This window comes from Shewanella sp. MSW, from assembly GCF_007636515.1.
GTDB lineage: Bacteria > Pseudomonadota > Gammaproteobacteria > Enterobacterales > Shewanellaceae > Shewanella > Shewanella indica.
Map to the genome: position 1 here is coordinate 274,024 of NZ_LVDR01000002.1, position 12,822 is coordinate 286,845.

Below are 12,822 nucleotides of genomic sequence, written 5' to 3' on the forward strand. Positions count from 1 at the left end.
GTATATCTTCGAGTCTAACCAAGAATCCCTGTTGAAAATGCTAGCAGGATCAGAAAACACCCACTTGGTACGGGGCTCGATAGAGTTGAGTTTGTTGCTGGCCGATAAAAAGGGAGCCTTTCGGCTCCCTCCATAACCCAATCAATGTTGAGGATCATTCATCTGGGCCTCTGCCTCTTTCGGGCGCCACCACCACTGGTACAGGGCCCGGCTCTTGTGGCTCAGATCATCGAGAATGATATAGAGCATGGGCACCAGGATCAGGGTTACCAAGGTGGAGAACAGAATACCGAATGCCAGAGAGGTGGCCATGGGGATCACTATCTGTGCTTGCAGGCTGCGCTCCATGATGATGGGCACCAGGCCGACAAAAGTGGTCAGCGAGGTGAGGATAATCGCCCGGAAACGATAACAACCCGAATCTATGGCCGCCTTGACCACAGATTGGCCCTGCTCTCGGGCGCGGTTGACGAAGTCCACCAAAATCAAAGAATCATTCACCACTACCCCAGCCAGAGCAACGATGCCGCAGAGACTGAGAATGCTCATGGATAGCCCCAGAATAAAGTGACCAAACAGCGCACCTATCATACCGAAGGGGATCACCGACATGATGATCAGCGGCTGGCTGTAGGACTTGAGCGGAATGGCCATCAAGGCATAGATGGTAAATATCGCGAAGAAGAAACCTTGCAGTAAGCCGACCATGGCGGCCTGTTCATCCTGGCTGGCACCGTCGAGGCTGGCGGAAATATGGGGATATTTGCGCTCGAGTTCGGGCATAAACTTGTCCTGGATCTCCTGCACTACCTTGGAGGGCTCCACTTTATCCTTGTTGGCGTTGGCGGTTACGGTAATCGCCCTGCGACCATCCACCCGGGTTATGGAAGAGTAAGATTCCCCCAGCTCCAGTTCGGCCACGGTAGAGAAGGGCACCGCCATGCCGTTTGGCGTGCGGATCATCATGTTCTCCAGGTGGCCTATGGTGCGGCGCTGCTCCAGCGGATAACGCACCATCACCTTGACCTCTTCCTTGTTGCGCAAAATTCGTTGCGCCTCATAACCATAGAAACCATAACGCACCTGGCGCGCCAGATCCGATAATGTCAGCCCCAGCGCCTCGGCTTCGGGACGAATCTTGAGGCGAATTTCATGGCTGCCGGAGGAGAAGTTATCGGCAATATCATAAACGCCTTCATAGCTGGCAAGCTTCTGTTTCAGTTCTTTGGCGGCCGCAGATAATTGTTCCAGATCGGTGGAAGTAAAGCGGAAAGAGATATCGCCGCCGGCATCATTGGTACTGGCATTGATATTGAGTTTCTTCACTGCCACCAAGTCCGGCAGCTGTTTGCGCCAGGCCTCGGCTATGGTCACACCGTCCACGTCCCTGTCTTCACCCTTGGTCAGCTCGGCAAAGATAAACGCCGAGGTGCGGCTGCTCATATTGATAAAGCTGTGCTTCACCACAGGGTAACCGATTTCGGACTCCATCTGCTGGTTCATGGTATAGAGAGCATTTTCAATTTTCTGCACTACATCCAGGGTGTTGAGTTCTGAGCTGCCTTCATCCATTTCCAGATTGACCTGGATAAAGTCAGATGGAATATCCGGGAAGAACACCCAGCGCACCTTGCCACTGGTAACCATGGCGACCGACAGAATAAGCACGCCGATAAAGCCCGCCACCAGGGTATATCTGTGGGGGATCATCCGCTCCATAAAGTTGCGATAACTGTGGTGGATAAAGTGCTGTACCTTTTCATTGAAGGCGCGCTTGAAGCGGCCAAATGGCCCTGGGTTGGGATTGGGTTTGCTGGGCTTCATGTGCGCCAGGTGCGCCGGTAGAATGAGTTTGGATTCTACCAGTGAGAAGGCCAGACAGAGGATCACTATCATGCCGATGGATTTCCAGATAATCCCCATGGGACCTGGCACCATCAACATGGGGATAAAGGCGGCAATTGTGGTCAACACCCCGAAGGTGGCAGGCATGGCGACCTTCTTGGCGCCGCGGATCACATTGGTGATCGAGTGGCCGTGGCGCTCCACCTCGGTATGGGCGCTCTCGCCTATGACTATGGCATCATCCACCACTATCCCCAGCACCAAAATAAAGGCGAACAGAGTCAACATGTTGATCGACAGGCCAAAAGGTTCCATGGGCATCAGCGCCATGGCACCGAGGAAACACACAGGCAGCCCCAGCATGACCCAGAAGGCCAGTTTCAGATCCAGGAACAGCGCCAGGATAATGAACACCAGCAAGGCACCCATAAACATGTTGGACAGCATCATGTTGAGGCGACCTTTGAGATAGTGGGTCAGGTCGCCCCAGTAGTCCAGTTTGGCACCACTGGGCAGAGTGGCCTGACGCTCGGCAATAAAACCTTTGACCTGATCGGCAATCGTCAGAGCGTTTTGATCGTCTATGCTGGTGATCTCTATGATGGCCGCCGGCATGCCGTCGAAGCGGGTGTACTCGAGCCGCTCCTCAAAGTCATCCTTGATCTCGGCCACCATGGGCAGCATCACCCGGCTGCCATCGGCGCGAGTGCTGACCACTATGTTGGCAAAGTCATCTCCCGTATAGGCCTGGCCCTTGGTACGCAGCAGTATGTCACCGTCCTGAGCCCGAATTGAGCCACCGGGCAGATCTATCGAAGTGTTTTGTACAGCCTGCGCCACCTGAGTAAAGGTGAGGCCGTACTCTCTGAGCTTATCTTCCGAGACTTCGATACCGATTTCATAGTCGCGTACCCCGGTCACTTCGGCACGGGTCACCGCCGGCAGGTTGGTGATCTCATCACGGATCTCCTTGGCCAGCTCTTTCATGTCGTGCAGTGTCATGTCGCCATAGACTGACACCCAAATAACGTTGTTTTCCGGTTTTATCCGGTAGATATCAGGCTTTTCGATATTGGCCGGGAAGGTGGCGATGGCATCGACCCTGAGTTTGGCCTCATCCAGCACCTCTTTGGCATCATAGCCGTCTTCCACCTCTATGGTGACTGAGCCCACCCCTTCACTGGCTACCGAGGTAACCTTCTTGATGCCGCTGATGTCCTGAATCGCCTCTTCAATTTTGATGGTGATCCCTTCTTCAATCTCTTGCGGCGCGGCGCCGGGGTAGGCGACCGAGATCCGCAAATAGTTGAGTTCGAAGCTGGGAAACACCTCTTTATTGATCAGAAAGGCGCTGAAGATCCCGCCGATAAGCAAAACCCACATCAAGAGGTTGGCGGCGACATTGTTGCGGGTAAACCAGGCAATGATCCCTTTTTCCTGCTCCATCAGAGTTCACCCGCCGCAGCCAGGCGCTGCTCCTGAGTATCATTATCTTCACTGTGGGAAGCGTCTTTGTCCTTGTCATTGGCGACACGCACCAATTGACCATTGGTCATATTGTTAAGGTTGGTTTTGGAAACCCGCTCGCCATCTTTGAGGCTGTCCTTGATGTAGACATACTCAAGATCTGTGCGCACCACGTTGACCAGACGCATCTCTATCTTGTTGTCCTTGTTTACTACGGCCACATGCTGATTACGCACCATATACCTTGGCAGTTTTACCAGACCATCGACGGTGCGGCCCTTGATCACGGCATTGACAAAGCTGCCGAATTTCAGTGGCAGTTGGCCGCTCTGTTTCTGCTTTCTCAGATAAGGATCCTGCACTTCGGCCACCAGATAGACCATGCGGTTATCCGGATCTATCACCCCTTCACTGCGTACTACCTTACCTGTCCAGGTCACGGTTTTACCCGCTAAGGCGGCGCTCAGGGTCACCTGAGTATCAGGGTTATCCACCGACTCCAGATAGGCCAGGTCTTTGTTGGCCAGCGGCAGGCGCACTTCGGCCACGGCCGTGTCGTAAAGCTCTCCCAGGTTACTGCCTATGGCTACGTATTGTCCCAAATCGACACTGCGGGCGCGCACTATGGCATCGAAAGGGGCCCGGATAACTGTGCGTTCCAGGTTGCGTTTGGCTCTGGCGAGTGCCGCTTCGGCATACTTGACGTTGGCTTGCTCTTTCTTTAACTGAGGAACCCGCAAGCCAAGCTCGGGTGGCATGCCGTTGTCATAACCGCTGAATTCTATCTTGGCGACTTCGCCGCGGGCGATTTCTTCATCCAATGCTGCCTTGGCCTGGGCCAGAGTCGCCTGGGCTTGCATCAGGTCGGCCTCATAGTCAGAAGGTTCTATCACCGCCAGTTCATCGCCCTGGTGCACTACGCCACCGGCCACAAAGCTCGGGGCTATGCTGAGGATACGGCCTTGAACTTCGCTGACCAGCTGGGTCTTATTCTTGGGGGTCACAGTGCCGTAGGAGGGCAGGTTGAGTGACATTGTCTGCTGTTCGACCTGAGTCACATCGACCACAGGCAGCGGGATCTCTTCCGCTTTTTGCTCCGGCTCCTGTTTGGTCATCATCAGGAGTTCGGCGCCAATTATGGCGACCGCTATGATGATCAATGGTGCTATTCTTCGGAAAAATGTCTTCATAATCTTCTGCATATCCATGCTTGCGGCTTGATCTGAGCCTAAATTACCAGACAAGCAACGGCCAATAAATGTGTTTTTGTAAATAAAATGTGTCAAAAGCTGTTAGTGGCGAGAAGGCTGTGAGGCAGGTAACAAAAAAGGACCCTAGGGTCCTTTTTGGCGATAGCTTAAGCCGAAGCTTATGGTGTTCTTGCAAAAGACTTATTCCATTTACTGCGAACCATGTCTTTTACTCAGGTCGGTAAGCCTGCCTAGAGCACGCATGGGACTTGTTCGCCCCTTGCTTATTTCTTCTTCTTTTTCTTGCCGCTCTTGGTGCTGGCATCCTTGGTTTTGACCTTTTTCTTGGTCGGCACCTTGGCTTCTTTGTGCTTGGGACGCAGCTCTTCGATGATCCGCCGTTTCAGCTTTTGCTCAATATAGCGCTCAATCTTGTTGAGGATCCGCATATCATGGGCTTCCACCAGAGAGATGGCTGTGCCCTTGGCTCCGGCGCGGCCGGTACGGCCAATTCTGTGCACATAGGCGTCGGCAGAGCGGGGCATATCATAGTTGATCACATGGGTGATGCCTTCGATATCTATGCCGCGGGCAGCGACGTCGGTAGCCAACAGTACCTTGACTTCCCCCTTGGTGAAACGCCCCAGCGCCTGGAAACGTTTCTTTTGCTCCATATCGCCGCGCATAAAGGCGGCGGGGATCCCGGCCTGCAGCAACAAGCCTTCCAGGCTGCTGACCACTTCGCGGGTCTTGCAAAAGACGATGGCGCGTTTGGTTTCTTCCTGATTGAGCAGGTGGCACAAGAGAGCAAACTTGTGCTCTCTATTATCGGCCAGGTGGATCCATTGATGGATCTTGGCCTTTTCGCTGCGTGGTGGTTCGGCTTCTACTAACACAGGATCATTGAGCAGCTCGCCGGCAAAACGGCGCACGCCGCTACCTTCCAGCGTGGCGGAGAACAGCATGTTCTGCTTACGTCCCTGTGCTTCTATGGCTATGGTCTGCACCACCTGAGAGAAGCCCATATCCAGCATGCGGTCGGCTTCATCTATGATAAGCAGTTCCACTTCGGTGGCTTCAAACTTACGCTTCTCCAAGTATTCGAGCAGGCGACCCGGAGTCGCCACCAGAATATCCAGGTTACCGGCCAGGGCTTCTTCCTGGGGGGCGTATGGAACGCCGCCTGTGATGATGCCTATGTCCAGCCCAAGTCCGGTCGCCAGATGGCAGGCGTACCTGTGTACCTGACTAGCCAGCTCGCGGGTCGGGGTCAACACCAGTACTCTGGCCTGGCCGGGACGACGACGGGGGAAGTCAATCAGGTGTTGCAGTGCCGGCAGCAGGAAACTGGCGGTCTTACCTGTGCCGGTCGGGGCGTGGGCAAGAATATCCCGCTGCTCCAGCGCCAAAGGCAGAGCCAATTGTTGAATACTGGTCGGTGTCTTGTGGCCCATAGCTTTCAGCGAATCTAAAAGCCTATGGTCCAGATCAAAATCTTCAAATAGCATGGGAAGCATCTCAAACAATAATGCGCGGGAGTATACCTTGTCTGGGTTGCCGTGCACAGCTTGGAGCTTGGGAAGCTGTGAATAAATCCCATCTGTGGTCTGTGGCGGCTTAACGGCTTGGATCCCGGGTTTGGTTGGCAACGAATGCCCAAGTCCTTTACTGTAAGCAATGGTTTAAAGTTTCAGGTAAAAATCCCGGGTCAATCGTATCATGGCCTCTGAATAACGGCCGTCAGCTTCTCTTATATAAAGGGAAGAATGGGCTTTTGGCTCGGTAACCGCTTCGCCTTCCTTGACATGCTCAAGCAGTAACAACTGTCGGTTACAGGGCTTTTGAGGCGTGCTGCTGACACTGACCCGTGCGGCCAGTTGCAAACCTTGCTCAATTGCGGCGCGCTCAAATCTCTCTAGGCTCTGGATTGGCAGAATAAGACTCGCCTGCCCCTGTGGTTTTAACAACTGCTTTATCGCCAGACACAGTTCGTCAAAGTTCAGTTGCTCCGTATGTCTCGCTGTGGCCCGTTTGGGGTCATTGGAGCGCGGGCCGGTTTCGAAATAGGGCGGGTTACAGAGAATATGGTCGAACAGCGCTGAGTCTGCCAAGGCAAGTTCATCGCAATAGGCCTGAATTGAGCCTTGAAACAGAGCGAGTCTGCTCGACCAGGGTGAAGCCTTGAAGTTGGCATTGCTGGCATGGGCTGCGCTGTGGTCGATCTCAACCGCCAGTATTTCGGCCTCACTGCGCTGCGCCGCCATCAGACTCAGCAAGCCGCTGCCGGCCCCTATATCCAATACTCGTTTGGCCCCGGTTAAGGGCGCCCAGGCGCCCAAGAGTACCCCATCGGTGCTGACCGGCATACCGCAGCCGTGATCTTCGATATGAAATGCCTTGAAACTGAATGCCATTAACTGCCCAACCTCTCAAGCAAAATGCTTGGCGGTGATTTTATCCCGAAAGAGTCGTGATTCGCCAAGGCTTTGCCATAGCTTTGTTTCGCTGGAGTTCATACTTTGGCAGGGGATGCTGCTCACTTTAGGTTAGTGATGTCGGGCGAGTGTTAAAGGTCGTACCAGCAGGGAGGTTGGGCCGCCAGTAAATGTTTGCAAAATGCTATGTCTGTTGCCTCGTTTGGGGCGGGGTGTGACCTTGAACAACTTTTTTTCATCCTGAGATTTGCATCTGTTGTGTTTTTGGTCGGCTGTTGGGGCGTGTTATTGCGTACTTTGGTTGGGTCTGGTATTAGTGTTTCCCCTTAATTCGCAGCATTCTGCGAATTAGATCAAGGTAAAACAGTTTTAGGATAAGCAAAGCAGCGAAAACCCCTGCCATTTGTTCATAAACTCGCCAAGAATGGGCCGAATTTACCACGGATGCCTGTAATAAAGGCTTTACACTCGAATAGGGCGAGCGCGGCGGCTGTTATTTCAGCTATAGCTAAAAATGTCGCAATCACTTAAGTTTATTAAAAAAACATAACAAGATGGGGCATACAGTGCACAAGACTCAATTGACACTTGGTGACACCCTGGGCCTGGGATTCATGACCTTTGCGTTTTTCCTGGGGGCGGGCAACCTGATTTTTCCTCCTTTTGCCGGACAACTGGCCGGCGACAATATGCCACTGGCCATGATTGGCTTTTTGATTACCGCCGTGGGGTTACCGCTGGCTGGCTTGATAGCTGTCGCCAAGGCGCAGGGCAAGGTGATGAAGCTGTTGCCGGCCTTTGCCGCGACAGCTCTGGCGGTGGCAATTTATATCATTATTGGCCCAGCCTTCGCGGCGCCTCGTACCGGCCTGGTGGCCTATGAGATTGGTGCGCTGCCTTTCATTCAAGACCCAGCATCGGTAGTCAATATCCTTGGACTTGAACTGAATAAGCCGCAACTATTTTATACCCTGGGATTTTTTATTGTGACTATGCTGCTGGCACTGTTTCCAGGCAAGCTGATGGATAGCATAGGCAAGGTGTTGACTCCTGTGCTGATTCTGCTGCTGGTAGGACTGGCGGTCTCGGTGATCTTGCTGCCCGGCAGTGAGGTACCGGCCGCCAGCGGCGACTATATCAAGCATCCGCTGACCAAAGGCATTATCGAAGGTTATAACACCATGGACACCCTGGCGTCCTTGATGTTCGGTATGCTGATTATCGATATTTTGCGTAACAAAGGGGTGTCTGAGCCAGGCTTACAGACCCGCTATCTGGTGCGTGCTGCCTTGGTGGCCGCTGCCGGGCTGGCATTTGTGTATGTGTCACTGTTTTTCCTTGGGGCAACTGCCGGCGATATGGCCAAGGGCGCAGAGAGCGGTGGTCAGATCCTCACCAATTATGTGACTCATGAGTTCGGTGATATGGGGATTATCCTGCTGTCCACAGTGGTGACTCTTGCCTGTTTGACCACGGCCGTAGGCTTGGTGAGTGCCTGCTCTGACTTTTTTCAGGAGTTGATCCCGGGTGCCACTTATCGCTTCCTGGTGGTGCTGTTCAGCGTGATCTGTGCCGTGGTAGCCAACGTAGGTCTAACCCAACTGCTGGCTATCAGTATCCCCGTGTTGATGACCATCTACCCAGTGGCTATTGCTTTGGTGTTGGTGACCTTCCTGACACCGTATTTCCGCAATCCGAAATTTGCCCACAGATTGGCGCTGTCGGTGGCCTTGTTCTTCGGGATTTTTGATGCGCTTAAGGTGACTGTGGCTTCACTCAAGCCGTTGACTGAAGTTGCCGAACCCAATGGTTTGCTGTTGGCATTTGTTTCAGGGGTGGAAAGCCTGGCCCCTGTGATGTCTACCTTGCCGCTTTACGAAGAGGGCATGGCCTGGCTACCGCCAACTCTGACAGTGATGATTATCTGTCTGTTTGTCAGCCCTAAGGCCGCGCAAACGACCTGAGGAAGGTATTCACTCGCAAGTTGCATCTATGCTCTGCATTGGCTTACCGGGCTGATGTAAGGCATAGTTCGCAGCAACTAACCTTAAGTCCTTTGCAAGAGCTCTGAGTGGCTGGAGTCTATTTCGAGACGGCGTTATCCTTGATGACGCCGTTTTTTATTGGAGTATTGTTTGTGGCCGCGACTTCTTCATCCGCTTATGTCCAGGATCCCTTGATTGAAGGTTTTCTCGATGATTTATGGTCCAGTAAGGGGTTGAGCGACAACACACTGGCTGCCTATCGCAATGATTTGCGCCATTTTGATCAGTACCTGCAGGGAAGAGGGCTGACGCTCAGTAGTGCCGGGCGCGAAGTGGTGCAGGATTATCTCGGTTTTCGATTCGATAAAGGGGGAGCCGAGAGCAGCAGCGCCAGGTTGAAGAGCAGCTTGCGGCGCTTTTATGGTTTTTTGCTGCGTCGGCAACTGATAACGGAAGATCCTATGGCGCGTATCGCCTCCACCAAGCTCAAGCGCAAACTGCCCGGCAGTCTTAGCGAGGCCGAGGTGGATGCCTTGTTGGCTGAGCCCATACGGGAAGATCCGGTCGAAGCCAGAGACAAGGCGATGCTGGAGCTGTTATACGCCACCGGGCTCAGGGTCAGTGAGCTGGTGGGGTTGACGCTGGAGCAGGTGAGTCTGCGTCAGGGGCTGGTACGGATCACGGGGAAAGGCGGCAAGGAGCGTCTGGTGCCCATGGGCGAGGTGGCCGTCAGTGAAATAGAGTCCTTCCTCAAGTTGGCGCGCGCCGAGCTGCTCGGCGGTAAACAGAGTGATGTGGTGTTTCCCTCCAAGCGCGCCCAGATGATGACCCGCCAGACCTTTTGGCACAGGATCAAGCTTTATGCGTTGCGGGCTGGTATCAGTACTGAGTTGTCGCCCCATACCCTGAGGCATGCCTTTGCCACCCATTTGCTTAACCATGGCGCTGACTTGCGGGTAGTGCAGTTGCTGCTGGGGCACAGCTCCTTGTCCACCACCCAAATCTATACCCATGTGGCCAATGCCAGGTTGCAGTCGCTGCATCAACAGCATCATCCAAGAGGTTGAACAGGTTCCCCCCTATCAGCAAGCTATTCACTTACTTGGCTTTAACGCTAATGGCCGAGAGGGGTTTGATGGGAGCAAGCTCTTGTATAAGATGGTATTAGTTGCTTTAACTGACAACAGCCTGTAACTTTTCAGCCTCTGGCCCGGTCTGATGAAAGACGATAAAACCCAATCAGGCCCAAATAAGATAGGATTTCCAATGAAGTTAACCCGTGCATTTTCCCTGTGTCTGGCGCTGGCGGTTACCCCCTTTGTCGGTGCTGCCTCAGCGGCTTCCGAGCCGGATGATCAACTGAAGCAAAAGCTCAGTGACACCTTGGGTATTGAAGTGATCTCTATGGCAGATTCACCTATCCCAGGCCTGTATCAGGCAATCACCAACCGTGGCGTACTCTATATCAGCAAAGATGGTTCCAAGCTGCTGCATGGCAATGTTTATGATCTGAATCAAGGGATGAAAAACCTCACCGAGGCGGCGCTTGCAGGCCCAAGACTTGAGATGCTCAAGCCATTTGAAGACAAGATGCTGGTCTACAAGGCCAAGAACGAAAAGCATGTGGTGACTGTCTTTACCGATATCACCTGTGGTTATTGCCGTAAGCTGCATAACCAGATGCAGGAATACAACGATTTGGGGATAACAGTGCGCTATCTGGCCTATCCCCGTCAGGGCGTGCCTTCACCCAACGCCGAGGAGATGGAAGCGGTTTGGTGTGCCAAGGACCCTCACAAGGCCATGGATGACGCCAAGGCCGGCAAGAGTATCAAAATGGCCAAGTGCGATGCCAATATTCCTGGGCAGTATCAACTGGGGATGAGTTTCGGCATCAATGGTACTCCGGCGGTTATCCTCGAAGATGGCAGCCTGATCCCGGGTTATCAGCCACCGAAAGAGTTGTTGTATAATCTTGAGCGTGCTCAGCAGTAATCGAAAAATCCCATTCAAAAAGGCGAGCAACCCACTCGCCTTTTTGTTATCTTGCCCGCCAAAGCCATTTTCAAGAATAACCCACAGTGATCCACAAAATCGTCCGTCGTCCCAGGGTGGACGACAGCCATTTACCCGCTAATTTGCACCCGCTTTTAAAACAGATTTACGCCAGTCGCGGCGTTCAGGCTCCCGAGTGCGAACTGGTGCTCAAGCGTCTGCTCAGGCCGGATACCATGCTGGGCTTGCAGCAAGGGGCCGAGCTGGTGGCCGATGCCATCGCCGCCAACCGCCGTATTCTGATCATGGGTGATTTCGATGCCGATGGCGCCACCTCCACCAGTGTGTGTCTGTTGGCGCTCAGAATGATGGGAATGGAAAACTGTGATTATCTGATCCCCAATCGTTTCGATTATGGTTATGGCCTCAGCCCTGAAATAGTGGCGGTGGCGCACGGCAAGGGCGCCGAGTTGCTGATCACTGTCGATAACGGTATTTCCTCCATCGAAGGCGTCAGGGCCGCCAAGGCGCTGGGGATGACGGTTGTCATCACAGATCACCATTTGCCGGGCAATGAATTACCCGAGGCCGATGCCATTATTAACCCCAACCAACCCGGTTGCAGCTTCGCTTCCAAGTCGATTGCCGGGGTCGGGGTGGCTTTCTATCTGATGTTGGCACTGCGGGCCGAGCTGAGAAAACGTCACTGGTTTGTTAATCATGCCTTGGCCGAGCCCAACTTGAGCGTATTGCTGGACTTGGTGGCCTTGGGCACTGTGGCCGATGTGGTGTCGCTCGATGCCAACAACCGTATTCTGGTGGACGCGGGTATCAAACGGGTGCGAAACGGCGCCTGTCGCCCGGGGATCACCGCCTTGCTGGAAGTGGCCCGCCGCAATCCGGCGCGTTTGGTGGCCGCCGATTTCGGCTTTGCGGTTGGCCCCAGACTCAATGCCGCCGGAAGGCTGGATGAAATGGCGCTCGGGGTTGAAACTCTCTTGTGCGATGACATGCTCAAGGCGAGAAGAATGGCGGCCGAGCTTGATGGCCTCAACGCCGAGCGCCGCGAGCTGGAAACCGGCATGCAGCAAGAAGCGATGAAGCGCCTGGAGGCGCTGAAGCTCAAAGAGAGTGAACAGCCCTGGGGCATCGCCCTTTATCAGCCGGACTGGCATCAGGGGGTGATAGGTATTCTGGCTTCCCGGATCAAAGACAGGTTCCACCGCCCGGTAATCGCCTTTGCCGAAGCCAGCGACACTGAAATCAAGGGTTCGGCCCGCTCCATCAAGGGGCTGCATATGCGCGATCTGCTGGAGCTTATCAATGCCCGTCATCCCGGGATGATCCTCAAGTTCGGTGGTCATGCCATGGCCGCCGGGCTTTCGTTGCGTAAGGATGCCTTCGAGCAGTTTGCCGAGGCCTTTGACACCTGTGTCCGTGAGCTGCTGACCCTGGAAGATCTCAATGGCGAGCTGTTCTCCGACGGTGAATTGCCGCTTGAATGTTTTACCTTGGATACGGCGCAGCTGCTCAGAGATGCCGGTCCCTGGGGCCAGGCCTTCCCCGAGCCGCTATTTGATGGCCATTTCAGAATTCTGCAGCAGAGACTGGTGGCAGAGAAACATCTTAAACTGGTGCTGGAGACTGAGTGCGGCCGGATCATGGCCGATGCCATCGCCTTTAATGTGGATCTCAAGACCTGGCCCGATGCCAGCATCAATCATGTGCGCCTGCTGTATAAGCTGGATGTGAACGAGTTTCGCGGCAACAGTAACCTGCAGTTGCTGGTTGAGCAGCTGGAGCCCCTGTAAAACAAGCAGTAAAACAGGCAGTAAAACCAAGTGCACACCGGGAGTCTATTTAAGATAGAGATAGGCTGAGTAACGGCTCATATGTCGCAGGAGA

At 53.9% G+C, this 12,822-nt stretch carries 8 protein-coding genes; 4 read left to right on the forward strand and 4 right to left on the reverse strand.

The genetic code is table 11. From position 1 onward, the window contains the following. Window positions 1-141 precede the first annotated feature (141 nt). From AYI96_RS02780 to AYI96_RS02795, 4 genes are all read right to left on the reverse strand, one after another. A complete protein-coding gene (locus AYI96_RS02780) occupies window positions 142-3,291 on the reverse strand; it encodes an efflux RND transporter permease subunit (protein WP_144360958.1) in 3,150 nt (1,049 codons plus the stop codon). Next, entirely contained in the window at window positions 3,291-4,505 is a 1,215-nt protein-coding gene (locus AYI96_RS02785) for an efflux RND transporter periplasmic adaptor subunit (RefSeq protein WP_101095403.1), read from the reverse strand. Before AYI96_RS02785 ends, AYI96_RS02780 begins: the two co-directional genes overlap by 1 nt. A 281-nt stretch (window positions 4,506-4,786) precedes the next feature. Beyond that, on the reverse strand, window positions 4,787-6,010 hold the full coding sequence (srmB, locus tag AYI96_RS02790; protein WP_101095404.1) for an ATP-dependent RNA helicase SrmB: 1,224 nt from the start codon (window positions 6,008-6,010) through the stop codon (window positions 4,787-4,789). A 174-nt stretch (window positions 6,011-6,184) separates the two neighbouring features. Next, window positions 6,185-6,916 carry a tRNA1(Val) (adenine(37)-N6)-methyltransferase gene (locus tag AYI96_RS02795; protein ID WP_144360959.1) on the reverse strand — a complete coding sequence of 244 codons (732 nt, stop codon included), beginning with the start codon at window positions 6,914-6,916 and terminating at the stop codon, window positions 6,185-6,187. A gap of 575 nt (window positions 6,917-7,491) precedes the next feature. On the opposite strand from AYI96_RS02795, the gene brnQ reads away from it, so the two are divergent. The 4 genes from brnQ (at window position 7,492) to recJ (ending at window position 12,728) form a co-directional block, all read left to right on the forward strand. Beyond that, window positions 7,492-8,901, forward strand: coding sequence for a branched-chain amino acid transport system II carrier protein (brnQ, locus tag AYI96_RS02800; RefSeq protein WP_071475464.1), 1,410 nt, complete (start codon window positions 7,492-7,494; stop codon window positions 8,899-8,901). Between the two features lie 143 nt (window positions 8,902-9,044). Continuing rightward, entirely contained in the window at window positions 9,045-9,989 is a 945-nt protein-coding gene (gene xerD, locus AYI96_RS02805) for a site-specific tyrosine recombinase XerD (RefSeq protein WP_083399719.1), read from the forward strand. Window positions 9,990-10,188: 199 nt separating this feature from the next. Further along, window positions 10,189-10,917: a bifunctional protein-disulfide isomerase/oxidoreductase DsbC gene (dsbC, locus tag AYI96_RS02810; RefSeq protein WP_071475465.1), complete on the forward strand. Its 729-nt coding sequence runs from the start codon at window positions 10,189-10,191 to the stop codon at window positions 10,915-10,917. 86 nt (window positions 10,918-11,003) lie between these two features. Next, window positions 11,004-12,728, forward strand: coding sequence for a single-stranded-DNA-specific exonuclease RecJ (gene recJ / locus AYI96_RS02815; protein ID WP_144360960.1), 1,725 nt, complete (start codon window positions 11,004-11,006; stop codon window positions 12,726-12,728). The last annotated feature ends 94 nt before the right edge of the window (window positions 12,729-12,822 follow it).